Genomic DNA, 26045 nt, shown 5'->3' on the forward strand with positions numbered 1-26045 from the left:
CTTTTTACAGATATTTGCACCCCTATTGAAATAATTTAGAAGAAAATACAAGATGGCACGAGTTTGCGATTTAACAGGTAAAAGACCACGCGTAGGTAACAACGTATCTCACGCTAACAATAAGACTAAGCGTAAGTTTTACCCTAACCTTCAGAAGAAGCGTTTCTACATCCCTGAAGAGGATGCTTGGGTAACGCTTAAAGTTTCTACTTCTGCAATCAGAACTATCAACAAGAATGGTATTTCTGCTGTGTTGAAGAAAGCAGTAGAGCAAGGCTACATCATGTACTAATGGCCGCAGCCCGGCTGTGCATATTGCTGCTACTGGCAACTTTTACAGTTGCCACGGCTCAGGTACGCACTAAACCGGCAAAGCCATCTGATACTTTAGATAAAACATTTCACCAGCAACGGAGAGAGCAGCTGCGCAAGCAGTTACCGCATCACTCCGTTGCTGTTTTTTTTGCCGCACCGGTACGTAACCGTGCCAACGATGTGGATTACTATTTTCACCAGGACCCTGACTTTTACTACCTGACCGGGTATGAAGAGCCAAATGCAGTTCTGGTGCTGTTTTCTGAGCCCCACAATGTTGCCGGTGAAGAGGTGAAGGAGGTTCTGTTTGTGCAGCCCAACAACCCGCGTGAAGAGCTTTGGAACGGCAAACGCCTGGGAGTAGCGGGTGCAGCACAGGAACTTGGAATGAGAGCAGAGGAGAATACTGGTTTCGCAGCCTTTACGCTTGATACCGTAGCTTTGCAGCATATCCTCTTTAAGGAACTTCCGCAAGATGTGCGCGACGATGCCTCCGATAACGCCGACCTTTACAGTCTGCTACAGCAGTTTAAGCAGAAAGTAAGTATACCTGCCAGCTTTGATCCTTCCCGCAACATGCTTTATGGCATTGTTCGTGAACAAGGTGCCGCCCAACCTGCGGAGGTGAAAAATTACCTGAACCAGATGCTGCGCTATAATCCAGGGTTGCAGCAGGATAAATACTTAAATAGCTACCTGCAGGCTGCTAATGCCACGGATCGAACAAAAGCCATTGCAGCTGTTCCTGCGAGCAAGCTGGATGCGCACACCCTTGAAAAAGCATTAACTGAGATGAGGGAGATAAAGACTCCCGAAGAACTGCAGCTGTTAAGAAAAGCTGTAAAGATCTCCTGTTTAGGGCAGGTTGAGGTGATGAAGGCTATGCGTCCGGATATGTCTGAGATGGAGCTGCAGGGGATTCATGAGTTTGTGCATAAGAAATATGGCGCACAGCATGTTGGTTATCCCTCCATTGTCGGAGCCGGAAACAATGCCTGTGTGTTGCATTACATCGAAAGCAAAAAACCAACTGTAGGCGATGACCTGGTGTTGATGGATGTAGGGGCCGAGTACAAAGGCTACACAGCCGACGTTACCCGTACCATACCGGCAAACGGCAAATTCACAAAAGAACAAAAGCAGCTATACGAACTGGTGCTAAAGGCGCAGCAAGCCGGCTTTGAGCAATGTAAAGTGGGTAACTCTTTTCAGGCTCCAGGAGTGGCAGCACAGCAAATAATTGCAGATGGCTTACTGAAGCTGGGAATTATCAAAGACAAGGCGGATGTACGGCGTTACTTCCCGCATGGTACCTCGCACTACCTGGGGTTGGATGTGCACGATGCAGGGACCTACGGTGCCTTTAAACCTAACACGGTTATTACAGTGGAGCCAGGTATCTACATACCTGAAGGAAGCCCCTGCGATAAGAAGTGGTGGGGGATAGGCATTCGTATTGAGGATGACATCCTGATCACGGAGAAAGGCTGGGAAAACCTCTCTGAACTGGCTCCGCGTACCGTGGCTGAGATCGAAAAGACGATGGCAGAGTCAAGTGCGCTGGATGATTTTAACCTTCCTAAACTGGACTAGATGCCTGTTGTTTACGCATATGTGTAAAGTTTGAGAAGCTGACGGCGATAGTTTTACAAGAAAGTTTTTACTTTGTTTGTAATTAGAGATTTAAGCTTTTATATTTGCAGTCCTAAATAAAAAATTACTGTTGAGATGGCTAAAAAAGCAAAAGGTAATAGAATCCAGGTAATCATGGAATGCACAGAGCACAAAGCGACTGGCGCACCTGGAACTTCAAGGTACATCACTACCAAAAACAGAAAGAATACTCCTGAGCGTCTAGAGCTTAAGAAGTATAATCCAGTGTTGAAAAAAGTAACTGTACATAAAGAAATTAAATAACCATGGCTAAGAAGGTAGTTGCAACCCTAAAAACCGCCACAGGTAAAGACTGGGCAAAAGTTATTAAAGCTGTTAGATCACCAAAAACTGGTGCTTACAGCTTTAAAGAAGAGATGGTACCTGTTGACAAAGTGCAGGAATACCTTAAAAAGTAATAAGCCTACTCTACTTATACATAGATAACATGAAGAAGTCCCATTAGTGGGACTTTTTTAGTATATTACCGTATCACCGAGAGTCTTCATCCTTACAAATTAAATCGGTATGGGCATTTTTGACTTTTTCAGTAAAGAGAAGAAAAAAGAGTCGCTCGACAAAGGGCTTGAGAAAACCAAGCAGAGCTTCTTTGGCCAGTTAAGCAAAGCCGTTGTTGGTAAATCCACAGTTGATGTGGATGTGCTTGATGAGCTGGAGGAAATCCTGGTGCATGCCGATGTGGGGGTGAGCACTACAGTCAAGATCATTGATCGCATAGAGAAGCGTGTGGCCCGCGACAAGTATGTAAGTACTGATGAACTGGACCGCATCCTGCGCGAGGAGATCGCTGCACTTCTGGAAGAGAACCGTGCCGGAGACGGAGCGAACTTTGAGCTGCCGGAAGGTATAAAACCTTACGTGATCATGGTGGTTGGTGTGAATGGTGTAGGCAAAACAACTACTATTGGTAAGTTGGCTGCACAGTTCCATAAAGCAGGTAAAAAGGTAGTGCTTGGCGCTGCTGATACCTTCCGTGCCGCTGCCGTAGATCAGCTGATCATCTGGGGAGAGCGCGTAGGAGTGCCTGTAGTGTCGCACGGCATGAACACCGATCCAGCCTCTGTGGCTTATGATGCAGTGAAGAAAGGCGTGGAGACAGGCGCAGATGTCGTGATCATTGATACGGCAGGACGTCTGCACAACAAAGTAGGTCTGATGAACGAGCTTTCGAAGATCAAGCGCGTGATGCAGAAAGTTACGGAGGATACGCCGCACGAGGTATTGTTGGTGCTGGATGGTAGTACAGGACAAAATGCCCTGTTACAAGCCCGTGAATTCACCAAAGCTACTGATGTTACCGCTTTGGCCATCACTAAATTAGATGGTACTGCAAAAGGCGGTGTGGTGATCGGAATATCAGATGAATTCAAAATTCCGGTAAAATACATCGGAGTTGGCGAGAAAATTGAGGACCTACAGTTATTCGACAAAAACGAATTTGTAGAGTCTTTCTTTTCACGCAAATAAATTATAAGGCCATGGACAAGTTCCTGCTTCTGCCAATGGTGTTGTTGCTTTCATTTTGCAACGGCTCCAGATCTGCTAATCAACAAACCGATCATCCCCAAAAGATGGAACAGGAGAATAAACAGCAGCAGTCAGCAGCAGGTGGTTCTGCCGATAACCAGCAAACTCCCATAGAGCAAGGTATAAAAGGCCAGGTGCTATGGTTGGCTGGTAACCAAATGCCCTCACCAGACGCACCGCCAAGCAAAGGAAGAGGAGTAGAGCGTACGCTTTACATCTATGAGCTCACTAATAGCAGCCAGGCCAAAACCACAGATGGTGTTTTTCACACCAACATTCAAACTAATTTAGTTACTCAGGTTGTTACAGATGCTAATGGCAACTTTGCTGTTAGTCTGAAGCCCGGTAAGTACAGCCTTTTCTCAAAAGAGGAAAAGGGTTTATTTGCCAGTATCTTTGATGGTGAGATGAACATCAACCCAATAGAAGTGCAGAAGGGGCAGGTAACAAATGTGGAGTTTCTGATCAATTATCAAGCAAGTTATTAATACGTGAAAGTAAGATCGCTAAAGAAGGATAAGGTAAACGTAATCACCCTGGGTTGTTCTAAAAACCTAGTGGATTCGGAAGTACTGATGGGGCAGCTGCGTGCCAATGAAATTGATGTGGCGCATGAGTCTGATAAAGATGATTCTAACATCATTGTTGTAAACACGTGTGGTTTCATCGATAATGCCAAGCAGGAGTCTATCGACACAATTCTCCGTTATGCCGATGCAAAAGAAGCCGGACAGATAGATAAACTGTATGTAACAGGTTGTCTTTCGCAACGCTACAAAGATTCTCTGGAGGCAGAGATTCCACAGGTAGATGCTTACTTCGGCACCTTGGAGCTGCCGCAGTTGCTTAAGAAACTGGAAGCTGACTACAAGCATGAGCTGATCGGGGAGCGTTTGATCACGACGCCTTCGCATTATGCTTACTTTAAGATTGCCGAGGGCTGTAACCGCCCTTGCTCTTTCTGCGCCATACCTTTGATGCGTGGTAAGCACGTAGACCGGCCTATTGAGGACCTGGTGAAAGAGGCGAAGCGACTGGCAAGTATGGGTACAAAAGAGCTGGTGCTAATTGCCCAGGATTTGACCTACTACGGCCTGCAGCACTACGGTGAGCGTAAGCTTGCTGACCTGCTTCGTAACCTGTCCGATGTAAATGGTATTGAGTGGATCAGAATGCAGTACGCTTATCCGTCGCAGTTTCCGATGGATGTATTTGATGTGATGAGCGAGCGCGAGAACATCTGTAAGTACATGGACATGCCGCTGCAGCACATCTCTGATAACATGCTGAAGACAATGCGCCGTGGTATCAGCAAGCGCCGCACCATCGAACTGGTAGATACTATTCGTCAGCGTGTGCCGGATATTGCTCTAAGAACCACCCTGATTGCGGGGCACCCAGGTGAAACAGAGCAGGATTTCCAGGAGCTGTACGATTGGGTAGAAGAGACCAGGTTTGATCGTTTAGGTATATTCACTTACTCGCACGAAGAGAACACACACTCCCATACATTAGAGGATAACGTGCCGGATGAAGTGAAGCAGGAGCGTGCCGATGCGATCATGGAGCTGCAGCAGGGAATTTCTGTAGAGCTGAATGAGGAGAAGGTAGGTAAGACCTATAAGGTGCTGTTCGACCGTAAAGAAAGCGGTTATTTTGTAGGCCGTACACAGTATGACTCTCCGGAAGTAGATAATGAAGTATTGGTGCCAGCTGACAGCAATTACGTACGCTTAGGCGATTTTGCTAACGTTAAGATCACCGACTCTTCTGACTTCGATCTTTATGGCGAGGTAGTGAGTTAAGACTCAGGAGTAAGATATAAAATACAAAAAGCGGTGTAGCAAGAGTAGTTGCTGCACCGCTTTTTTTTATGCGAAACGTGTGTCCACAGATCAAAACAGTAGAAGTCTTTTGTCTTGTTCACCGGGACTTGTGTCTCAATTCCGGTATCTTAAATTCTACTTCAGCACGTATTTGCTAAGCACCCGATACGCTTCATTAATATTATCACCTTTCCGGAAGTCCTGCTTAATGGTAGGTTCTGTTTCACCGGTTAGCCAGATCTTCAGTTCCGCATCCAGGTCGGCAATACCGGCGCTTTCTTTCGAGAACATTTTAATGCTGCCGTAAGGGATGCTCTGGTAGTCAGTTTTGGAGCCGGTAATCCCTTGCTTGTTTACCAGTATAAGGCGTTTATTCGTGAATACCAGCATGTCCCGGATCAGCTTGTATGCCCTTTCAATACGCTCATCATCGATCAGAATCGGCTGAAATTCTTTGGTTATTTTTTCGATAGACACTTCTGAAGCGTGCCCCATCATTCCGCTTAATAATCCCATAGGTTATAAGGTTGATTTATGTGTTAATAAAGTTGCGAGTCGCTGAAGTGACTCATTATATAGCTAACTCTTTCTTGATCCTTTTTTTGTCAATTTTGCCCACACTGGTCTTAGGTATCTCAGTAACAAACTTATACTGCTTAGGTACTGCATAGTGGCTTATCTTACCACTGTCGGAGAAGTGTTCCATGTGGCGGATAAGTTCTTCGGCGGTCAGGTTAGTATCGGCTTTAGGTACGATCAATGCCAGCGGGCGCTCCTGCCATTTTTGATCCGGAATTCCTACTACGGCGGTTTCCTGCACATCGGGATGCTGGGAGATCAAACTTTCTATTAACAATGAAGATATCCACTCTCCGCCAGATTTGATAACGTCCTTTTTACGATCCGTAATAGCTATTACACCGTCAGGGTCTATGGTGGCGATGTCGCCGGTATGTAGATATCCGTGCTGCCATAGTTCGCGGCTGCGTTCCTCGTCTTTATAATACCCCTGCGACAGCCATGGTGCACGAACCACAATTTCGCCTGCTGTTTTACCATCATTTGGCAAAAACTGACCCTCTTCGTTCATTAGCCGCAAGTCTACCATCTGAATAGCCCGGCCTGCTTTAACACGAAGGTCTATTTCTTGATCCCTGGTTAAGTGGCGCAGCGTATTTCTGTTGATATAGGTAAGGGATAATACAGGGCAAGTTTCAGACATGCCGTAGCCTGTAATTACCTCAATGCCTAACTCCATAGCAGCCATTGCCAAACCACGCGGTAAAGCGCTGCCGCCAATAATTACTTTCCAGTTTGTCAGGTCAGCAGACTTTGCCTGCGGGCTGTTTACCAGCATCTGCAGGATGGTAGGCACACAATGCGAAATGGTTACTTTCTCTTTGATAACTAGCCCGAGAAGCATGGCCGGTTCGTAGCGGCCCGGGTAAATCTGCTGCATCCCCAGAAAAGTGGCAAAGTATGGGAAGCCCCAGGCATGCACGTGGAACATAGGCGTGATAGGCATGTATACGTCATTAGAACCTATCTTCATGGTGTTATCCATGGCCCCTAATGCAGTGGCAAGACCAAAAGTGTGTAGTACCAGCTGGCGGTGCGAGAAGTAAACTCCTTTAGGTAAGCCTGTAGTGCCGGTGGTGTAAAAGGTAGTGGCAACAGAGTCCTCGCTAAAATCAGGATATTGGTAAGTGCTGGGCTGTTTTTGCAGTAGCTCTTCATATTCCCCATCAAGCGTCAGAGCTGTTTCTGCCGGTGTTTTAGAATCCGTTAGCAGCACTATTTTTTTCACAGTGTCCATTTTCCCCTGCAACCCCTCCAGTAGCGGGATAAAATCCTCATGGCAAAATATTACAATATCCTCTGCATGATTTATGGTGTAAAGGAGTTCCTCTGGCGATAACCTGAAGTTTATTGTATGCAGTACTGCACCCACCATAGGGATAGCGAAATAGCCTTCCAGGTAGCGGTGGCTGTCATAGTCGAGGAAGGCTACTGTCTGGCCTGCCTCCACCTGCAAATGGTTTGTGAGTAGGTTTGCCAGTTGTGCCACCCGCTTGTTCATTTCTTTATAAGTCAGGCGCACCTGGTCCCGGTACACGATCTCTCTTTCCGGTTCATATTTTAGCGGTTGCTCTAAAATGTTGCGGATAAGCAACTGGGAAGGGTACGCCGCTGGAGTGGGTTGTATGCGTCGGGTTGTGGCCATAGTTATGTTTTAAAAGATGAGAAAGCGTAAGGGGTTGTATTTCAATTTCCTCTATACCTGCTATGGTGGTGTTCAGTTGCGCGATGAACTTAAATGTATAGGGAATCCTGCTGATAGCTGTTGCAGCTTCAGGTACATTGCGCCAGTCAGGCAAAAGAATAAGGTGCCACTCATCTCGCTCCGCCTGCTTTCTATCGTATCATCTGCATAACAAAAAATAAAACCTTTACTTTGTGGCAAAGCAAACCTTTGCTGTAACACAATTCAGGTAAAACTGTTAAAAGGGCTATACCCAATGCCCGATAAGCTGATGGAAGTTTCAACAACTATGAAAATCACCAAAATAGACTACGCAACTACTGGGGCGTTCTCTCAAACTGTATCTGATTACCTCTGCCGTAGCGAAAAGCTGCGACCATTTTATAACCACTTTCCAACCTTAGATGCCTTCGAGGCTCAGCTGAAGGAGAAAAGCTTTACCACAGCGCAGCGTCAGACCTTAAGCCAGGCTTTGCAGCAGCAGTATACTTCGGTTTCGGAACTTCACCCTGCAGTACAGCAGAACCTGGCCCTGCTGAAAGAGGCAAATACCTTCACCGTTACAACAGGCCATCAGCTTAATATCTTTACCGGACCGTTATACTTTGTGTATAAGATTATCACGGCCATTAACACCTGCAGGCAGCTGAAGGAGAAGTACCCGGATCATAACTTTGTGCCGGTTTACTGGATGGCCACCGAAGATCATGATTTTGCAGAGATCAACCATTTCAATTTATTCGGGAAGAAGTATACCTGGAACACCGCGCAAGCAGGTGCTGTAGGCCGGTTTACTACAGAAGGGCTGGAGAAAGTACTGGAGGAGTTGCCGGAAGCATACCCGATTTTTGAAGATGCCTACCGTAAGAGTAACAACCTGGCAGATGCTACCCGTGCCATTACACATGCGCTTTTCGGAGAGTATGGTCTGGTGAGTGTGGATGGTGATGACGCTCTGCTGAAAAAAGCCTTCGTGCCTGTTATAGAGCGTGAACTTACGGAGCAACTATCAAACAAACTGGTAGAAGAAGCCAGTGCAGAACTGGACAAGCTGGGATATAAGCCGCAAGTATATTCTCGTGAGATCAACCTGTTTTACCTGAAGGATAACCTACGTGAGCGTATTGTACAGGAGGGGGAGAAGTATAAAGTGCTGAACACGGATATCAGCTTCAGCAAAAATGAGATTCTGAAAGAAGTAAGCGAGCATCCGGAGCGTTTCAGCCCTAATGTGATTTTAAGACCGCTATACGAAGAGATCATACTTCCCAACCTGGCATACATTGGTGGTGGGGCAGAGGTGGCCTATTGGTTCCAGCTGAAGAAGGTGTTTGAAGCTTTTGATGTAACATTCCCGGTGCTGATGCTGCGGAACTCTGCTTTGTATATTAACCGGGGCAATGCCAGCCGTATGCAAAAGCTGGGGCTACATCCGGAAGAACTTTTTCAGGATTACCAGGAACTGAAGAAGCTGCTGTCGAGCCAGATTCACGAAGAGGAGATTAGCCTGGAGACACAGCGTAAGACCGTGGCTGCTGCTTTTGCCGAAGTAGAGAAACTGGCAAAGGAGATAGACCCTACTTTGGTAAAAGCTGTAGGAGCCGAGGAGCAGAAGGCGCATAATTCGCTGCAAATGCTGGAGAAGAAAATATCCAAAGCCCGTGATAGCAAGCACGAACAAACGTTTAAGCAGCTGGAGAACCTAAAAGATAAGTTGTTTCCAAACGGAAGCCTGCAGGAACGCCAGGACAACCTGCTAACCTATAAAACCAACAACCCGGACTTTATACCTGCTTTGGTAGATGCTTTCGATCCGTTTGATCTAAAATTTACGATACTGGAGGAAGCGTAATGCAGAAGGCTGAGCTACGCAAAAAGATGCTGCAGCAACGGCGGGCCTTGCCTGCCGAAGAAGTTGCTTTGCGCAGTGAGCGAATTGCTGAACGCTTTTTCGAGAATTTCCCGTTACGGGCAGAACAAACGGTGCATGTGTTCCTGCCGATCATCAAAAACAACGAGGTAAATACCTGGCCTATTATTGAGCGCCTGCGGCTGGAGCACCCGGAGGTACGCGTGGCGGTTCCGGTTACGGATGTGGAGCAGAACATACTCACGCACCATCACCTGACAGATGAAGCGGTGCTGATCGAAAACAACTGGGGTATTCCGGAGCCGCAGAATGCGCACATCATACATGCGCAAGAGGTAGATGTGGTATTGATCCCTCTACTGGCTTTCGATAAGGCAGGGCACCGCGTAGGCTATGGCAAAGGCTTCTATGATCGCTTTCTGGCCGACTGCCGACCTGATGTGCTCAAAATAGGTTTATCCTTAGAACCACCCGTGGAAAGCATAGCAGACCCCAATCCCTTTGATGTGCCATTAAACTACGCAATTACACCAGAAGGTATTTGGCCTGAACAGCCCTCATTCTGAAGTTGAGTCCTCACAGGCTTCCTCCAGCCCTTCTTCTATGGTTTCAGTGGCTTCTTGCTGTGTATCTTCATCTGCTGTAGGCTCTACCTGCTCATACTTATTTTGCGGAGCGAAGCTTAACTTTATATAGATCGGGAAATGATCAGAGTCAATATCGCGTAGTCGTTCAATGTGCACCAGCTCGAAGTGATCAGAGTGAAAAATATGATCTAGAGGCCAGCGCAAGAGTGGGTAATTCGCGTTGAAAGTGCTAAAAAGCCCCCTGCCTATGCGCGGGTCTAATAAATGGCTTACCTCCTGGAAAAGCCTGGTAGTCCTGGACCAGGCCACATCGTTAAAGTCACCGGCAACCACTACAGGATACTTAGAGTCGGCAATGTCCCTGCCGATCATCACAATCTCAGCATCCCGCTTTCTGGAGTTAGGGTCTTCGGTGGGCACAGGCGGTTTGGGGTGCACGGCATGCAACTCTACCCAGGTTTCATTTCGGAGTTGGATAAACGTCTTAATGGAAGGAATATCACTTTCGAGTAGGTAAAGCACTCGTTTCTGGCGCAAAGGTAACTGACTGTACAAGTGCATGCCATAGGTGTTCGCAATAGGTATCTCTGCCCTGTACGGATAGTTTTTTGTAACAGGTACCAGTGCCTGCTGCCACACAGAGTCAGATTCTAATAGCAACAAAACATCGGGGTTCTTCTCTTTTGTAAGGGCAATCAGTTTATCATAGCTTTTATTGGTCATGAGTACATTAGAGACCATGATACTAAGAAAAGCTTCTTGCGTTCCATCTTGCAGCGCCTGTTTTACCTGCACCGGAGATAGAAAAGTATACGAGTAGATCTGTATGGCCTGGTATACGACTGCAATAGCAAGCCCTGAAAAAAGAGCAATGTCGCGTTTACGGGTGCGGGTGCCTAGCCATAAGTATAAGATCAGGCACAGCAAAGCCAGTGAAAAGAGCTGAACTCTGGGGTAATCAAATACCCGCACATACCACTCCTCGGCGGTTAGCAGCGGCAGGGCAGTGGCAATTATGGAGAATGTGCCAATTGCCTGTATCGTAATGATCGCTGCTTTTTTCATTTTATGTGGAATAACGTTTTGTGCAGCGGATGCTTTAAAATGGGTAAATGTTTTATTTTTTTATGTAGAAGTACGGATTTTCGGGGGTGAAGTTAAACTGCCCTTACATTTTAGGAAGTGAGCCACCTGTTCGGTTTGTTATTGCAGGTCAGGTAGCTGAATAGGAATAAATCAAAAAGCCCTTCCGTAATACCGGAAGGGCTTTTTGATTTGAAGCCGAGGCAACTACTTCTTTTTCTTAGTAGTGCTCAATGTTTTAAGGTGCTGTACCGGGCCAAACTCTGCCTGCTCCACTGTTTTTCCTTTCAGATAAATTTTACGCAACCGCACTTCTACGGGAGCCATGGTTTTAGTCATGTCAGAGGTAACTACCTTGGTGTAAAACTCTTTAGCCTGAATGCCTGTCCCGCGATCAAAAGAGTGCTTCTGCTCATTTTTGCTTATTGGCAGGCCAGGGATAACCTGGTATGTTGTGCAAACAACTTCATACTTAGGTTGAAACTGCCTGGCAATGCTCTTCCCGAATGCCTGCAGGGGGGTGAATACTGTTTTAAGCTTAGTCTTCATCAAGAATAAAATTGTAAAGGTGTTTCATGCATGTGCAAAATAATACATTATTCAGAAAGTTAAAGTTCGTTATCTAAATAAGTATATAAATGCAAGTGCAACAAGGGGATAGTTATATTTATTGTGAATCTTCAACAGGCTTTACACCCCTTGTCATTTCACGCTTGCCCGGAGGGCCGGGTAGTGCCTCTACTTCAAATCCTGCTGCTTTCAGGCTGCGCTTAAACGAGCCTTTGGCGCAATACGTCACCAGCATTCCACCGGGGCGGGTAGCTTTGTATAGCTTTGCAAACATTTCATCAGACCATAGTTCAGGCTGTTTTTCCGGAGCAAAGGCATCAAAATACACAATGTCGTAGTAAGCAGCGGGTGAGCAGAATTCCTCCAGGGTTTCGTGTATCTTCTGAAGTGTGAAATAAGGAATAATATCTACCGGCTCATTCCAGGGGGCATTATGCATCTGCTGGAACACTTCGTACAGCTCCGGATTAAGTATGGCTTTGTCAAAGCATAGTTGCATGATCACCTTCTTGTCCAGCGGGAACTTCTCCAGGGTGTCGTATTGAATGAACGCCTTTTTAGCCAATGCAAAAGGGTAAGTGAGAATAGCATTCAGGCCGGTACCAAATCCTACTTCCAGTATCTTAATGTCTTTTTTATTCTGGAGCACATTTTCCAGTCCGTGTTTGATAAAAACATGCAGCGACTCCTGCAGTGCCCCATGAACTGAATGGTAATGCTCATTAAGCTCCGGAACATAAAGGGTGTTCGATCCGTCTTTGGTCTGTCGTATTTCGAGGTGCATCTTTTTGGTATTACTTTACAAAAGTAAGCAAAGCAAAGAACAGGCTGCAACAATTAATGATTAATTGGTAATCAATAATGATTAATTATTACCTGCAATCCTTGTTTTGTAATATTGGGCTACAATCTGCAATCAATAATAAAGAAAATGGCAAGAGTTAAAGTAGATATACCCGGGCATGTACATTTTGAGGCAGTCATACCTGTACGGGTTACTGATCTTAATTACGGAAATCACCTGGGGAACGATGCCCTTCTTTCTATCATGCATGAGGCGCGTATGCAGTTACTTGCTCATTTCAGGTGGAGTGAGCTCAATCTGGCTGGTGCCAGCATGATCATGGCTGACGTAGCCATAGAGTACAAGGGCGAAGGGTTCTATGGCGATATACTGCATGTGAAACTAGCTTTTAATGACTTGAATAAGTATGGCTTTGATATAACATATCATATTACGAACCAGGATGGCAAAGAAGTAGCGCGCGCCAAGACGGGTATGCTATGTTTTAATTACAAAGAACGTAAACTAACAAGCCTGCCAGCAGAAGTAAAGGAAAAGATTGAAACTAATGCCTGATGTTTTTTGTAATTTTGCAGTATGAGTTTGATTGCAGATATAAATATCATTAATAAAAAGGACATCCGTAAGCTGACGCTGGATGATCTGAAGGCGTGGCTGGTAGAGCAGGGGGAGAAACCTTTCCGTGCCAAGCAGGTGTACGAGTGGCTCTGGAAGCACTCAGCCAGATCGTTTGCGGAGATGAATAACGTGAGCCTTGCCCTGCGCGAGAAGCTGGAGCAGCATTTCGCCATTAATGCGGTGCAGGTTGCAACTGAACAGGTCAGCAACGATGGCACCATTAAATCTGCTTTTAAACTGCACGATAATAACATTGTAGAAGGGGTGCTGATCCCGCACAATGAGCGTAAAACTGCCTGTGTATCCAGCCAGGTGGGATGCTCTCTTACCTGTAAGTTTTGTGCAACAGGCTACATGGATCGGGTGCGTAATCTGGACGCAGCTGAAATTTACGATCAGGTAGTGCGCATAAACGAGCAAAGCATCAGGCAATACGGCGAAGGCCTCACCAATATTGTTTACATGGGCATGGGAGAGCCGATGCTGAACTATGCCAACGTAATGAAAAGCATTGAGCGCATCACGGCTCATGACGGACTGGGTATGGCTGCGCGTCGTATCACGGTTAGTACGGCTGGTATCGCCAAACTTATCAAGAAGATGGCCGATGATGGCGTGAAGGCTAACCTGGCACTCTCGCTGCATGCTGCCAACGATGAGAAGCGCAACCAGATCATGCCGATAAACGAAACCAACTCATTGGAGGCCCTCACCGATGCTTTAAAGCATTACCACGAGGTAACGGGCCGCATGGTGACGTACGAATACATCGTTTTCGATAATTTTAACGATACCCTGCAGGATGCAGAGGAGTTACTGCGCTTCTCCAGGATAATCCCTTGTAAGATAAACCTGATCGAGTACAACCCGATTGAGAACGCTGATTTCCAGAATACCGACGAAGACCGTTTCCAGGACTTTATTTATTACCTGGCTGACCGGGGCTTGCAGGTAAACGTGCGCCGCAGCCGTGGTAAAGATATTGATGCCGCCTGTGGGCAGTTGGCAGTAAAAGAGAAGAAGGCGGTATAGATTTAAATGATAGTACAAGATCAATTATAAAAGCGGAAGCCCTGTCAGTTTATACCTGGCAGGGCTTTCGCTCTTATAGGTTATTCCTCTTCAAAACGTCCTTCTGAAGGTGGTCTTCCGCTTTTTTGGTCGTAAGGGTCTTCATGCACTTCGCGTTCTTCCACAAAGGTTGCGTACGGTTTAGGGTGAATTCGCTGCCCGAATTTACGCGCGAATTCCTGGGTAAACTCAGCGCCATAAAACACAATAAGCGAGGAGTAGTAGATCCAGACAAGTATAACGATGATAGAACCTGCCGCACCGTAGGCTGAACCCGGATCGCTGGTGCCTATATACCAGCTGATCAAAAACTTACCTATTGTAAACAGCAAAGCCGTTACAAAAGCCCCTACAAGTGTGTCTTTCCAACGGATAGTGGCATCTGGTAAATATTTGAAGATAAGCGTAAAAAGGATAGTTATTATGCCCACAGATACAACAAAATCTATCAGTTTGATTACCCAAACGCCAATCCCTGGCAACATGTCAGAAATATAACCGCTCATAACTGATACAGCTGCACTAACAACAAAAGACACCAACATAAGTAGGGCAATGCTTAATACGATGCCGAAAGAGAAGATGCGTTGTTTCGCCATATGCATTATGCCACTGCTAGGCTTCACCTTCAGGTTCCAGACTGTATTCAGCGACTGCTGTAGAGTTGCAAAAAATGTGGTAGAGGCAAAGATTAACGTGCCGATACCGATCCAGAGGGCAATGCCTCCTGATTCACTAACCTGAGCATTCTGGATGATGTTTTCAACTTCCTGTGCTGCACTTGGGCCAACAGCACTGGAGATCTGTTCTGATAGCTGCCCTGAAACGGCTTTCTCTCCAAACACTGCTCCTGCAATTCGTATGATAATGATCAGAAGCGGAGGGATGGAAAAGATCGCATTAAAGGCAAGCGCCGCCGCCAAACGCAGGGAGTTGTTTTCCATGAATTCACTCGCTGAGTTCTTAAGTAAAGGGAGTGTCTCTTTTATTGTATAATCAGCCATAGGCAAGTATCTTATTTTGATGTTTTTGATACGTCGTCACCTTTTTAAAGTTAATTTTTAAGGGAATATGAATATTACTGCGATGATTTTTTTATGCATTTTGGTTTTCCTACTGAGCGAAATCTCGTATAAACCATCTACCTAAAGACCATTGCATATGCTCCTTAAAAAACAATCCTTCCTTTGCCTGCTGCTTGGGCTTCTACTTTTTCCTTTAGCCCCTGTTCTGAGCCAGAAAACTACCCCAGCCAGCACTGATAAAAAAGCTGCAGAAGTGGCCCATAAAGTAATGAAAAACATGGGAGGCGAGAAAGCTTGGAACGATACCCGCTACCTGGCCTGGACCTTCAATGATCAGTATCAGATATGGGACAAGCACCAGAACCGTTTTCGTTGGGAGCAGGATAGTTTGGTAGCCATTATTGATACCCAGACTAAAAATGGCAAAGTATACGTGGATGGAAAGGAACTGTTAAACCCCGAGGAGAAACAGAAGTTGTTAGACAAGGCTTATTCGCTTTGGATAAACAATTCGTATTGGCTGGTGATGCCTTATAAATTACAGGACCCCGGGGTGAACCTGAAGTACCTGGGTCAGGAAACAACCATGGACGGTACTAAGGCAGATGTGTTGGAAATGACGTTTGAGGGAGTTGGCCTAACGCCGCAGAATAAGTATAAACTTTGGATCGATAAAGATAAAGGGTTGATTACGCAGTGGGCTTTTTTTAGAAATTACAAGGATGCCGAACCAACTTTTACCCGCCGTTGGAAAGACTACAAAAATTACGGGAAGATTAAATTAGCGGGTGACCGTAGCAATCCGAAAAGTGATTTTAAGATCAAAGATATTGCAGCGCCTGCTACTGTACCTGATGCAGTGTTTAATAGTCATAAACCAATTAGTAAGCTTTAAAAGCAAAAGAGGCTGCCAGTATCTGGCAGCCTCTTTTGCTTTTATATAGGTGTGCTACAACTTGTCGATAGTAGCCGTAAGGTTGCCCCTGGCGTTTACAACAGCTTTTATGCCTTCCGGCGTAAGGTAAATATTATCCGGCGTGATGTCTTTTATACTTCCACGCAGCAGTACTGACTCGTTAATGCGGCCCTGCTTGTCGAGGGTGGCCTGCAGCATCTTGCGGGCATTCTCAATTTCGCCTTTTACCGGAATGTTTACCTGCTGCTGAATCATGTCCTTAAACTTGTTCTTAGCTAACCAGCTGGCGGTACTCAGCAGCTTGTCCTTGGTGTCAAGGTCATAATCTACATCCTTCACCTTAATGGATGCCGTTTCCGCATCATAATAGGGGGTACCTCTAAGGTATACTTTACCCACTATCTTTTTAGTAAAGATACCGGCCTTCGTTTTGCCGTTCACATCCAGCATAAGCACCAACTGATCGCCGCCCGGCGTAACAGTTGCATCGTTTATCGTTATCTGGCTTTTGCCATCGTCAAACTTATAGGTTTGCCTGGCAATCTGATCCTGTATCATTTTGCTGGCATGCGCATAGGGGATGTTGGCTGTCATGCCTATCTGTATGTCATCAGACATGCGGCTATCTACGATCAGCTTTGGCAGGTTCTTGTTTAACTGTAACTGTGGCTTGCCGTTGGTGGTAACACTGATATAGGAGGTAATGCCAAGGCGTGTGTTTAAGGTGCCGTTCCTGGCCTGTAATGGGGCAACACGAACCTCTTTGGGTACTACTGACAACCAGGCATCCATGGCATCGTCCAGCTTTACAGGCTCCTGCACCATCTGCCACGCCTCAGATACATATTTCTTCATATCAAGGTGGTTCTGCAGCTCTTTATCCAGCTGCTTGGACAAGGTTGCCAGCTGGCTGCGCAAAGCTGGTTCCACAAAGCGGGCAAGGCCTATTTTAAGGGGGCCTAACTCCAATACAGGTTTGGTATTGCCCCACTCAAAATCACCGCTTGTTATAGTATTTATTTTGTAATCTTCTGTTAAACCGATCTTGCTTTCGGTCTTGATGATCATGTCAAAAGACGTATCCTCTGTTTTATCAATGGCTGGGCATAGCTTGCAGGGATCCCATTTCCAGCGGCCTTTGGCATAGATACGTAGTGGTACGCTAAAGTATATTTTATCTTTCTCGCCACGGATGCTCATTCTGCCATTCTTTGAAACAGTTACGGCTACATTGTCATCCTCTAAATTAGAGTCTTTGTATAAAATACCGGTTACCTCTTTGTTAAGCTTATCTTCCATGGCTGCAATAGAGATAGAAACAGGCACTGAAATAGAGGAAAGCTGCGGCTTATACATAGGTACACCAGTTGCAGAAGTGGCGGGTGCTGCCGTATTCAGTTTATCAGTGCTGGAGCAGGCTTGTATGGTAAAGGTGCTGGCAATAATAAACAACAGAAAGGCAATTAATTGGAGTGGTGATTTCTTCACGTTATAGTCTGATTTTATAAAAGCGGCGCAAGTTAAGCACCTTTTTTATTTCAGCTATAATGTGCAAGAGTTATGCCGTAAATTTCTATAAATGAGCTACTTTAACTTGAGTAGCATCGCTATAATCCCTTCTTCAGAAGAAACAATGCCGCACTCTACCAGGGTGCCGTTGCGGTAGCTCGCAAAAAAAGGTGTGCCTGTCATTTTAACTTCTCTGCTGGAAACAGGATTCTCGGAGGCGTTCATACGCACAAAGGTAATGTCGCTGTAAGCCGGGTTGGCGGAGAAGCTGGAGAAAGAGGGAGCCAGTGCTTTACACAGGTTACAGGCCTCATCCACAAACTTTACTATTACCTTTTCCTTTTCAAATATCAATTGCCTTAGCTCGTTGTCGTTAGATTCTGTTATGGTCATAAAATTGTATTCACTGCTACAGTTGATACATTCTTAGACGAAGTTTCAGGCTGATTAGTTAAAAAAAATGCCCACTGGTTTAGCTGAACCAGCGGGCATTTTTTGTGGGAAAGACTTACAGATTTAGAAAACGAATCCTATTCTCAATCCTCCGGAAGTAAAGCTGTTGAAGTTAATACTATGAGAATCTTCAAAGGTCATATCATTCTTGTAATCATCTTTATAATTAACCTCTACTTCTCCATATTTATTATAGTTTAACCTAACACCTGCTTCAAAACCAATATAAAAGTTCTTTACAACATATAGATCAATACCTGCCAGGCCATCTACTCCTACCCCTACATAGGATCTGTTGCTGCCATACTCTGAGGTAGCGCCTTTCACCTCAACATCTTCGTTTTCAAAATGCCCCTTATTAATCGTAACAGGTATGGCAAGGCCAAGGTATGGAGAAAGTCTTTTTGTGCCTGAAAAGTGCTTTTCAATACCGGGAGCAAAGCTGATGCTCAGGTAATAACTAGTTGCATCCTGAGTTGGCTTATTGTAGTTGTTGGAAGTTGGGTGGCTGTAGTTGTAGGAAGCACTTGTGCTGTAGCGGAAAGCAAGTGTTTCTGTTGAGAACTTTCGGAGTTTTAGTTGTCCAAAAGTAGAGCCATACAGGTTAAGCCCTACTTCCAGCGTCTTGTTGCCTGCAACTGGTTTTAAAATTTCCTCCGAAGCCTGTGCACTTGCTACTAGCGTAACGCAGCATGCCAGCACAGCTAAAATAAGCTTGTTTATCATTTCTTGTATGATTAGATTGTTATATAATATGCAAATATATTAACATACTTGAATATTGTATTAATAAGTATTAGAAAAGTTGAATAAAAGGACTGGCGATGCGTTTTTTGCATGTTATCAGGAATGGACAAGTATTGAGTTATTGAGTTAAGCAGTTATCAGGGAGTATAAACAGAAAAGGGTGACACAACTGTATCACCCTTTTCTGTTTATACTTTAATTTATCTACTACTGCGCCAGCGACTGCTCTTCCTTCATCTTTTTCAGGTTAAGGAGCATGTCAGCTGTCATGGCATCCAGGTTATAGGCAGGTTTCCAGCCCCAGTCTTGTTGTGCAGCACTGTCGTCAATGCTCTGTGGCCAGGAGTCAGCTATCTGCTGGCGTGAGTCCGGCTTGTACACGATCTCGAAATCAGGGATATGCTTCCGGATAGAAGCTGTGATCTCATCCGGTGAGAAGCTCATGGCGCTCAGGTTATAAGAGTCACGTACTTTTATCTGCTCAGCCGGGGCATGCACCAGGTCAAGTGTAGCTTTGATGGCATCTGGCATGTACATCATAGGCAGGTACGTATTCTCGCTCAGGAAGCATTCAAATGTTTCCCCCTCCAGGGCTTTGTGATAAATTTCAACGGCATAATCTGTGGTGCCACCGCCAGGTAAAGCTTTATAGCCGATGAGGCCAGGGTAACGCAGGCTGCGTACATCCAGGCCATACTTCTGGAAATAATATTCACACCAGCGCTCACCAGCCTGCTTACTGATACCATACACTGTATTAGGATCCATTACGGTTTGCTGAGGGGTATTCTGGCGCGGAGTGCTTGGACCAAACACTGCAATAGAACTAGGCCAGTACACACGCTCCACCTTCTGCTCCAGGGCAAGGTCAAGCACATTGAACAACCCGTCCATGTTTAATTTCCAGGCGAACTTAGGGTTCTTTTCGCCAGTGGCAGAAAGTACAGCTGCCAGGTGATAGATCTGTTTGAATTTATACTTAGAGGCCAACTCGCCCATTCCCTTCGTATCCAGCACATCGATCTTCTCGAAAGGGCCAGAGTCACGCAGGTCAGCCTGTTTTGGTGCCGCAATATCCGCCGCCACTACATTCGCTCCTCCATACATATTACGTAGCTCCAGGGTTAGTTCGGAGCCAAGCTGCCCGCAGGCACCTATCACCAATACGGTGTCAGTTGTGTTTGCCATAGTTACTTGTAATTCTTTGCACAAAGTAACCGAATTCAGTGCAATAGTGAAAGTATAACACGTAAGAATGGCAGAGAGGTGACTGTAGAAAAAGCGGGTTGTGCGTAGAAATTGAAAATACCTGCCAAAAGACAGGTATTTTACTACATTCTAACTAACCTAAACTCAGAGTTTTTTTCACTTACCTGGCAGCAAAGGTAAACCCATTTTACAGATGCTGTAACAGTACAAGCGAAGCTTAATAATTTAATAATGTTATATATGATCAGGGAATGCAGCTATCACCTTTGCTAAGGCAGTAATGAAACAGGAACAGGTTTTTCTTATCTTTGTAGAGCGCCTGACCTTGTTGAATAACCAAGATAGCTGTATTTTATTAAACCTCTTCAAAATGCTGTCGCTTGGCAGGTAAAGAAAAGACATTATGACGTACGAAGAATACTTGGTAAAGAAACGTATAGATAAAGTCGCCTTTGAGGCTGGTGACCCTGTGCGCTTTGCAGCCTGGCAGGAAATGTACGCACAAATGCATCCAAACAGCTTTTTGGTAGCTGTTAAAATGCAACTCAATAATGTGCGGCTTCGGTATCATCTGGCCGAAGAGAATATTCCAAAACCAGAACCTGCTACTGCAGCGCCACGGCCTGCCGCCAGAAGGGCTGCTGCTCCTCGTCCGGCGGCTATAGCCCCTGATACGTCAGGTGTTCCACAGGAAACGTCAGAGGAGGCTGCTGCTGCGGCTCCAAAGCCAAGGCCGGTAGTTAGACGTCCGGCTGCTGTTCAAAAACCTGCTGCTACAGAAGCGGGTAATGATAAAGCTACTGAAGAGGCCACGCCAGCAGCAGCGAAACCAAGGCCGGTAATTAAAAGGCCTGTTATCCAAAAGCCTGCTGCAAAAGAAGAAGAGTCAGCTTTAGGTACTCCAAACACGGCAGAGGAAGGGGCAAAGTTATCCAGGCCGAGACCAGTGATAAAACGCCCAGCCGCACTACAGAAACCCGAAGCAGAACAAGAACAGGTAAAGCCAGCTGTTTCTGAAGATGCCACAGCAAAACCGGTTCGCCCACGCCCTGTCATAAAACGCCCCGTTGCGTTGCAAAAGCCAGCAGAGGAAGCAGCAGCAGAAGCCGAAAACACAGCCCCTGTTTCTGAGCCGGAAAATAGTGCTGCGTCTGAGTCAAAGCCGAAACCACCACGACCAAGGCCTGTTATTAAAAGGCCTGCTGCAGCCGCACCCAAGACTGAGGAAACGAGCACAGAAGCTACAAAACCGGAACAGCACGATACAGCAAATGAGCAGGAAAAGCCTAAACCCGTTCGTCCACGTCCGATCATTCGGCGTCCGCCCCCTAAAACAGACGGCGACGAAGGGGCAGGAGTATAAATATGTAAACAACGAATAACGATACACGAAACTATGTACGAGACTTTAAAACCGGATCTGGAAAAACAGCTTGCCGAAATAAAAGAGGCGGGTTTATTTAAACAAGAGCGAATTATAACTACTCCCCAGGGAGCAGACATTGACACGACGCAGCAACCACATGTACTAAACTTCTGCGCCAATAACTACCTGGGCCTGTCGGCTCACCCACGGGTTATCGAAGCGGCCAAAGAAGCCATTGACACACATGGCTATGGCATGAGCTCGGTGCGCTTTATCTGCGGAACCCAGGACATCCACAAAGAACTGGAGCGTAAGATATCTGAGTTTTTAGGAACAGAGGATACCATACTTTACGCTGCTGCATTTGATGCAAACGGCGGTGTTTTTGAGCCTTTATTTGATGCAGATTCTGCCATTATATCTGATGCGCTAAACCACGCTTCTATTATTGATGGTGTGCGATTATGCAAAGCCCAGCGCTTCCGCTACAACCACAACGACATGGAAGACCTTGAGGCCAAGTTACAGGAGGCTGTTGATGCTAATACAAAGCACCGTATCATCGTAACCGACGGTTCTTTCTCGATGGATGGTACTATTGCACAGCTGGATAAGATTGTAGAGCTGGCAGATAAGTATAAGGCTTTGATCATGGTGGATGAGTGCCATAGCTCTGGATTCTTAGGCAAGACAGGCCGTGGTACACACGAGTACCGCAATGTAATGGGCAAGATCGACATCATTACTGGTACATTAGGGAAGGCGCTTGGAGGTGCTATGGGTGGTTTCACATCTGGCCATAAAGAGGTGATTGATATGCTGCGCCAGCGTTCTCGCCCATACTTATTCTCCAACTCTTTGGCTCCATCTATAGTAGGTGCCTCTATTGCTGTACTAGACTTGCTTAGCTCAACAACAGAACTGCGCGATAAGCTGGAATGGAACACCAAATACTTCCGTGAGAAAATCACAGAGGCTGGTTTCGATATTAAGCCAGGCGACCACCCAATTGTGCCTGTAATGCTTTACGAAGCACCGTTAGCACAAGAGTTTGCAGCCCGTATGCTTGAAAAAGGAATTTATGTAATTGGTTTCTACTATCCGGTAGTACCTAAGGGGCAAGCGCGTATTCGCGTGCAGATCTCAGCGGTGCACGACAAAGAACACTTAGATAAGTGTATTGCTGCCTTTACAGAGGTTGGCAAAGAGCTAGGTGTAATAAAGTAAAAGTTTACATTTATTGAGGTATAGTAACAGCTGCTTCCATTGGGGAAGCGGCTGTTTTTTTTAATAGGACAAAAATATTAGGAATATATATATATTATAATTGATTATTATAAACCTTATAAATTGATTAAATATGAAAACTTTTACTCAGATTTTACATTACTTAAAGAAGTTCTCAAAAGGAACATTTGCACTTCTAGTTTTGAACTTAATGTTCGGTGCTAGCTTATTTTACTAAATTCATGTGAAAAAATGGAATATGAAAGTAGCTCTTCAAAATCAGTAAATGATAAATTTATGGCTGCTTTGGATTTAAATAAGTTAACTATAGGTGATGTATCAGTTGCTAAGCAAAGCGATAGAACAATAAGTACTATGTCATATGGATCAACGGTAGATGATTCTTTAGAACCAATTTATTTGAGTTTTCCAAATGAGTTAAGCAATGAAACATATCATACATTTCAACAAACTAGTTCAATTCAAGAACTTTCTGACATAATTTATTATTCTGATGCAACTATTCAATATGAACCTACTACATTAAACTCTGATTACAGAATAGATGTACCTGTTCAGGATATAGTTAATAGCTTAAATCCATTAGTATTAGAATCAAAACAATACTTATATGCTAAAGGGTTTACAGAAAGGGATATCCAGGAGATGATCGCAGAAGAAGGTGGGACGGAACAGGATTTAATTCCATTTGTAATGTTACTAGCGGAAAATGAAAAAAATGATCTAATAGTGAAGAATAATTCAGGGATTTTCATGAATACTGTGTATGCTCGATATAATCTTACAGCTGATGACTATAGTAATTGTGCAATGGCAGCAATTGGAGCTGATGTACTATGGGCTTTAGGAGGCTCATCAGCATCAGCATGGACTATGGCAGCCATGAGAAGCGCTTTTGGCGCTGTAGCTAAAAGAATGCTTGGGCCTGTAGGTGTTGCTATTGCAGTAGTAAGCTTTGGACTTTGTTTACATGCGGCAGGATAAGTAATAGTCATATTATATTGCTAAATACTATGTTAATGTTTTATATTGCGTTGGCACCATTGTTGTTTATAACATTTTACAAGCGTATAAGGAGTTTCTTAGTTGCTGTAAAGGAGAAAAAAAAGGATAAAGTAAAAATTGAATTGTTATTTCTAAGCCTTATTATCCTTGTTAGCATTATTCTGATTGTTACTATTCAAGCAATAGAAACGTAATTTTGATGGGGAAATAGAATTTTAACAAACAAGCTGATAAAGGGCGTCCTGTAATAACATCTTAGAATAAAAATGTTTTGCGTAGCTTATAAAATTCAAAAGCCACTCCTGCTACAGGAGTGGCTTTTGAATTTTATAAATTGTAAGATTGTTTTTCTATACCTTCAGGTACTTAAAGCAAAACCAATAGGAATGGCATTGTTCGCAAAATATCCTCTTGTAATAATCTTGATACTGGCTAACTACCTGTTAGTTGTGTTTAGCATATACCACCTTATCTTCAAAACGCACTATCCCCTGATCAAACGTCTGAACTGGATGGTAATACTCTGGTTAGTGCCGGTTATCGGCCCCATTGCCTATTGGCTCTACTGGAACAGGAGTTAAGTATACCGGAGAAATACAGATAAGGAATGTACTCTCCCCGGTTAAACAGCGCTCACAGATTTTTCTGAGGCTGGTGTAACCGGGGCAGCCCGCTGATCAGTGTCGAACAGGAACTGGTTAAGTTTTACCCGCAGGTCAGAAGAAGAAAGATTGCGGTATACTTCGCCGTTACGCACCAACGCTATCTGTCCCGTTTCCTCCGACACGACCAAAACTACACTGTCTGTAATCTCTGTCAAACCAATTGCGGCACGGTGACGCAGACCCATAGAAGCAGGTATTTCCTGGTTCTCGGATACCGGGAGTATGCATCGCGCCGCTTTAATACGGTTAGCAGAAATAATGACAGCGCCATCGTGCAGCGGACTATTCTTGTTAAAGATAGAGACCAGCAGGCGTTTGGAGATAATCGCATCGATCAGGTCGCCGGACTCAGCATAGTACTTCAGCTCAGAGCTTTTTGCGAAAACGATCAGGGCACCTGTGTTTTTACCTGCCAATGATTTTGAGGCTTCTATAAAAGGGGTGAGGCTCAGTTTTTCAGACTGCTCGCGCCGCCAGGGGAAACCCCGGAAGAAACGATCGTTATTAAAGGCAGTGGTTTTGCCGATCAGCAACAGGAAACGCCTTATTTCGGGCTGGAATAAAATAATAGCCGCCAGCACACCCACGCCCATAAACTGGCCAAGTATAATGCTAAGAAGCTCCATACCCGCCGCACGTACTACCAGGTAGAGCAGGTAAATAGAGAGCAGGCCCAGGAAGATCTTCAGCGCCACACTACCGGTCAGGAGCTTGTACAGCTGGTACAAAAGCACTGTTACGAGCAGGATATCAATAATATCCAGTAGCTCAATCTCTAAAAATCCTATGCTGAATAAAAATATCAAAGTAATGTTTTCGTGTAAAGTTGTATTGTTTGCTTAGCTTCTTTTACGTCGTGAACTCTCAAAATGTCGGCACCTTTGCTTAACGCAATAGTGTTTACAGCTATTGTGCCTGTTAAGGCATCAGCCTGGTCAATGCCTAAAAACTTGTAGACCATGGATTTGCGCGAAAGCCCCGCCAGTACAGGAAGCTCTAAGATACGCAATTCATCCATACGTTTTAACAGTTCGAAATTATGGCCGATCGTTTTGGCAAAGCCGAAGCCAGGGTCAAGTATAATATCCTTCACGCCTAGCTGCTTCAGTTTGGCTACCTGACTTTGTAGTTCATCCAGCACCTCGGTCACAACATCCTCATACTTAGCCAACGTAGTCATGGTCTGAGGTGTTCCGCGCATGTGCATCAATATGTACGGTACCTGCAGCCTGGCCACTGTGGCAAACATATTCTCATCCAGGTTTCCGCCAGAAATATCGTTGATGATGGCAGCACCTGCCGCCACGGCAGCCTCAGCTACAGCTGCCCTGAAAGTATCTATAGAAAGTATGGCTTCCGGGAAAGCTGTATGAATTGCTTCGATAGCTGGTACAACGCGGTCCAGTTCCTCCTGCAAGGATACTTCTGCGGCACCCGGCCGGCTGGAGTACCCGCCAATATCAAGTATGTCGGCTCCGTCGGTTAGCATTTGCCTGGTACGCTTCAGCACCTCGTCCAAAGTGCTAAGGCGGCTGTCTGCAAAGAAAGAATCAGGGGTAACATTCAGGATGCCCATTACCTGCGGTGTGTCCAGAGAGAGGATTTTTCCGTGGCAGTTGAGTGTGGTTTTTTTCTTAAAAAGCGTATCTTTCGCTTCCAATGTTGGCATCTGAGTCAATTGTTTTTAAAATTA

General features: G+C 45.2%; 29 protein-coding genes. 17 read left to right on the top strand and 12 right to left on the bottom strand.

The window, feature by feature from the left end; all coding sequences use genetic code 11:
• Positions 1-52 precede the first annotated feature (52 nt).
• From rpmB to rimO, 7 genes are all read left to right on the top strand, one after another.
• Complete coding sequence (gene rpmB, locus ACSX1A_RS18225) at positions 53-292, top strand: 50S ribosomal protein L28 (protein WP_439881069.1); 240 nt, start codon at positions 53-55, stop codon at positions 290-292.
• The gene (locus tag ACSX1A_RS18230) at positions 292-1908 is read left to right on the top strand and encodes an aminopeptidase P N-terminal domain-containing protein (protein ID WP_439881070.1); all 1617 of its coding nucleotides are present in this window, start codon (positions 292-294) and stop codon (positions 1906-1908) included. The genes rpmB and ACSX1A_RS18230 overlap by 1 nt, the downstream gene beginning before the upstream one ends.
• A 135-nt stretch (positions 1909-2043) precedes the next feature.
• On the top strand, positions 2044-2232 hold the full coding sequence (gene rpmG, locus ACSX1A_RS18235; protein ID WP_377503579.1) for a 50S ribosomal protein L33: 189 nt from the start codon (positions 2044-2046) through the stop codon (positions 2230-2232).
• A gap of 2 nt (positions 2233-2234) precedes the next feature.
• Positions 2235-2387, top strand: coding sequence for a DUF4295 domain-containing protein (locus ACSX1A_RS18240; protein WP_377503578.1), 153 nt, complete (start codon positions 2235-2237; stop codon positions 2385-2387).
• A gap of 109 nt (positions 2388-2496) precedes the next feature.
• Positions 2497-3456 carry a signal recognition particle-docking protein FtsY gene (gene ftsY, locus ACSX1A_RS18245; RefSeq protein WP_439881071.1) on the top strand — a complete coding sequence of 320 codons (960 nt, stop codon included), beginning with the start codon at positions 2497-2499 and terminating at the stop codon, positions 3454-3456.
• Positions 3457-3467: 11 nt separating this feature from the next.
• Positions 3468-4004 carry a carboxypeptidase-like regulatory domain-containing protein gene (locus tag ACSX1A_RS18250; RefSeq protein ID WP_439881072.1) on the top strand — a complete coding sequence of 179 codons (537 nt, stop codon included), beginning with the start codon at positions 3468-3470 and terminating at the stop codon, positions 4002-4004.
• A gap of 3 nt (positions 4005-4007) precedes the next feature.
• The gene (gene rimO / locus ACSX1A_RS18255; protein ID WP_439881073.1) at positions 4008-5321 is read left to right on the top strand and encodes a 30S ribosomal protein S12 methylthiotransferase RimO; all 1314 of its coding nucleotides are present in this window, start codon (positions 4008-4010) and stop codon (positions 5319-5321) included.
• Between the two features lie 156 nt (positions 5322-5477).
• Here rimO and ACSX1A_RS18260 read toward each other — a convergent pair whose 3' ends face one another.
• Positions 5478-5858 carry a PH domain-containing protein gene (locus ACSX1A_RS18260; RefSeq protein WP_439881074.1) on the bottom strand — a complete coding sequence of 127 codons (381 nt, stop codon included), beginning with the start codon at positions 5856-5858 and terminating at the stop codon, positions 5478-5480.
• A 55-nt stretch (positions 5859-5913) separates the two neighbouring features.
• Positions 5914-7566: a fatty acid--CoA ligase gene (locus tag ACSX1A_RS18265; protein WP_439881075.1), complete on the bottom strand. Its 1653-nt coding sequence runs from the start codon at positions 7564-7566 to the stop codon at positions 5914-5916.
• 16 nt (positions 7567-7582) lie between these two features.
• Between ACSX1A_RS18265 and ACSX1A_RS18270 the strand changes: the two genes are divergently transcribed.
• The 3 genes from ACSX1A_RS18270 to ACSX1A_RS18280 all read left to right on the top strand — a co-directional run bounded on the left by ACSX1A_RS18270 (position 7583) and on the right by ACSX1A_RS18280 (position 10041).
• Positions 7583-7777, top strand: a complete 195-nt coding sequence (locus tag ACSX1A_RS18270; RefSeq protein ID WP_439881076.1) for a hypothetical protein — start codon at positions 7583-7585, stop codon at positions 7775-7777.
• Positions 7778-7894: 117 nt separating this feature from the next.
• Entirely contained in the window at positions 7895-9457 is a 1563-nt protein-coding gene (gene bshC / locus ACSX1A_RS18275; RefSeq protein ID WP_439881077.1) for a bacillithiol biosynthesis cysteine-adding enzyme BshC, read from the top strand.
• Positions 9457-10041 carry a 5-formyltetrahydrofolate cyclo-ligase gene (locus ACSX1A_RS18280; RefSeq protein ID WP_439881078.1) on the top strand — a complete coding sequence of 195 codons (585 nt, stop codon included), beginning with the start codon at positions 9457-9459 and terminating at the stop codon, positions 10039-10041. Before bshC ends, ACSX1A_RS18280 begins: the two co-directional genes overlap by 1 nt.
• On the opposite strand, the gene ACSX1A_RS18285 is transcribed toward ACSX1A_RS18280, so the two are convergent.
• The 3 genes from ACSX1A_RS18285 to mnmD all read right to left on the bottom strand — a co-directional run bounded on the left by ACSX1A_RS18285 (position 10033) and on the right by mnmD (position 12499).
• The gene (locus ACSX1A_RS18285) at positions 10033-11127 is read right to left on the bottom strand and encodes an endonuclease/exonuclease/phosphatase family protein (protein ID WP_439881079.1); all 1095 of its coding nucleotides are present in this window, start codon (positions 11125-11127) and stop codon (positions 10033-10035) included. The two genes, ACSX1A_RS18280 and ACSX1A_RS18285, sit on opposite strands and share 9 nt — an antisense overlap.
• Positions 11128-11352: 225 nt before the next feature.
• On the bottom strand, positions 11353-11694 hold the full coding sequence (locus tag ACSX1A_RS18290; protein WP_439881080.1) for a hypothetical protein: 342 nt from the start codon (positions 11692-11694) through the stop codon (positions 11353-11355).
• Positions 11695-11812: 118 nt separating this feature from the next.
• Positions 11813-12499 carry a tRNA (5-methylaminomethyl-2-thiouridine)(34)-methyltransferase MnmD gene (gene mnmD / locus ACSX1A_RS18295; protein ID WP_439881081.1) on the bottom strand — a complete coding sequence of 229 codons (687 nt, stop codon included), beginning with the start codon at positions 12497-12499 and terminating at the stop codon, positions 11813-11815.
• A 147-nt stretch (positions 12500-12646) separates the two neighbouring features.
• On the opposite strand from mnmD, the gene ACSX1A_RS18300 reads away from it, so the two are divergent.
• Complete coding sequence (locus ACSX1A_RS18300) at positions 12647-13075, top strand: thioesterase family protein (RefSeq protein ID WP_439881082.1); 429 nt, start codon at positions 12647-12649, stop codon at positions 13073-13075.
• 21 nt (positions 13076-13096) lie between these two features.
• Positions 13097-14170, top strand: coding sequence for a 23S rRNA (adenine(2503)-C(2))-methyltransferase RlmN (gene rlmN / locus ACSX1A_RS18305; protein WP_439881083.1), 1074 nt, complete (start codon positions 13097-13099; stop codon positions 14168-14170).
• Between the two features lie 80 nt (positions 14171-14250).
• Here the strand turns inward: rlmN and ACSX1A_RS18310 are convergent, their stop codons facing one another.
• The gene (locus ACSX1A_RS18310; protein WP_439881084.1) at positions 14251-15213 is read right to left on the bottom strand and encodes a YihY/virulence factor BrkB family protein; all 963 of its coding nucleotides are present in this window, start codon (positions 15211-15213) and stop codon (positions 14251-14253) included.
• 157 nt (positions 15214-15370) lie between these two features.
• On the opposite strand from ACSX1A_RS18310, the gene ACSX1A_RS18315 reads away from it, so the two are divergent.
• Positions 15371-16129 carry a hypothetical protein gene (locus ACSX1A_RS18315; protein ID WP_439881085.1) on the top strand — a complete coding sequence of 253 codons (759 nt, stop codon included), beginning with the start codon at positions 15371-15373 and terminating at the stop codon, positions 16127-16129.
• Positions 16130-16183: 54 nt separating this feature from the next.
• Here ACSX1A_RS18315 and ACSX1A_RS18320 read toward each other — a convergent pair whose 3' ends face one another.
• The 4 genes from ACSX1A_RS18320 to ACSX1A_RS18335 form a co-directional block, all read right to left on the bottom strand.
• Positions 16184-17638, bottom strand: a complete 1455-nt coding sequence (locus ACSX1A_RS18320) for a DUF4403 family protein (protein ID WP_439881086.1) — start codon at positions 17636-17638, stop codon at positions 16184-16186.
• 96 nt (positions 17639-17734) lie between these two features.
• Positions 17735-18052 carry a thioredoxin family protein gene (locus tag ACSX1A_RS18325; protein ID WP_439881087.1) on the bottom strand — a complete coding sequence of 106 codons (318 nt, stop codon included), beginning with the start codon at positions 18050-18052 and terminating at the stop codon, positions 17735-17737.
• A gap of 123 nt (positions 18053-18175) precedes the next feature.
• Positions 18176-18838, bottom strand: coding sequence for a hypothetical protein (locus ACSX1A_RS18330; RefSeq protein ID WP_439881088.1), 663 nt, complete (start codon positions 18836-18838; stop codon positions 18176-18178).
• Positions 18839-19066: 228 nt separating this feature from the next.
• Positions 19067-20047, bottom strand: a complete 981-nt coding sequence (locus ACSX1A_RS18335; RefSeq protein WP_439881089.1) for an NAD-dependent epimerase/dehydratase family protein — start codon at positions 20045-20047, stop codon at positions 19067-19069.
• A 424-nt stretch (positions 20048-20471) separates the two neighbouring features.
• Between ACSX1A_RS18335 and ACSX1A_RS18340 the strand changes: the two genes are divergently transcribed.
• The 4 genes from ACSX1A_RS18340 (at position 20472) to ACSX1A_RS18355 (ending at position 24268) form a co-directional block, all read left to right on the top strand.
• Positions 20472-21431: a hypothetical protein gene (locus ACSX1A_RS18340; protein WP_439881090.1), complete on the top strand. Its 960-nt coding sequence runs from the start codon at positions 20472-20474 to the stop codon at positions 21429-21431.
• A 33-nt stretch (positions 21432-21464) separates the two neighbouring features.
• Positions 21465-22661, top strand: a complete 1197-nt coding sequence (gene kbl, locus ACSX1A_RS18345) for a glycine C-acetyltransferase (protein ID WP_439881091.1) — start codon at positions 21465-21467, stop codon at positions 22659-22661.
• Positions 22662-22913: 252 nt separating this feature from the next.
• Positions 22914-23666 carry a hypothetical protein gene (locus ACSX1A_RS18350; RefSeq protein WP_439881092.1) on the top strand — a complete coding sequence of 251 codons (753 nt, stop codon included), beginning with the start codon at positions 22914-22916 and terminating at the stop codon, positions 23664-23666.
• Between the two features lie 407 nt (positions 23667-24073).
• Positions 24074-24268 carry a PLDc N-terminal domain-containing protein gene (locus ACSX1A_RS18355; RefSeq protein ID WP_439881093.1) on the top strand — a complete coding sequence of 65 codons (195 nt, stop codon included), beginning with the start codon at positions 24074-24076 and terminating at the stop codon, positions 24266-24268.
• A gap of 41 nt (positions 24269-24309) precedes the next feature.
• Here the strand turns inward: ACSX1A_RS18355 and cdaA are convergent, their stop codons facing one another.
• Both cdaA and folP read right to left on the bottom strand, forming a co-directional pair.
• Positions 24310-25158 carry a diadenylate cyclase CdaA gene (gene cdaA / locus ACSX1A_RS18360; protein ID WP_439881094.1) on the bottom strand — a complete coding sequence of 283 codons (849 nt, stop codon included), beginning with the start codon at positions 25156-25158 and terminating at the stop codon, positions 24310-24312.
• The gene (gene folP, locus ACSX1A_RS18365; RefSeq protein ID WP_439883570.1) at positions 25155-26012 is read right to left on the bottom strand and encodes a dihydropteroate synthase; all 858 of its coding nucleotides are present in this window, start codon (positions 26010-26012) and stop codon (positions 25155-25157) included. The genes cdaA and folP overlap by 4 nt, the downstream gene beginning before the upstream one ends.
• Positions 26013-26045: the final 33 nt, after the last annotated feature.

Origin of the sequence: Pontibacter sp. MBLB2868, assembly GCF_051904785.1 — a bacterium.
Taxonomy (GTDB): Bacteria; Bacteroidota; Bacteroidia; order Cytophagales; family Hymenobacteraceae; genus Pontibacter.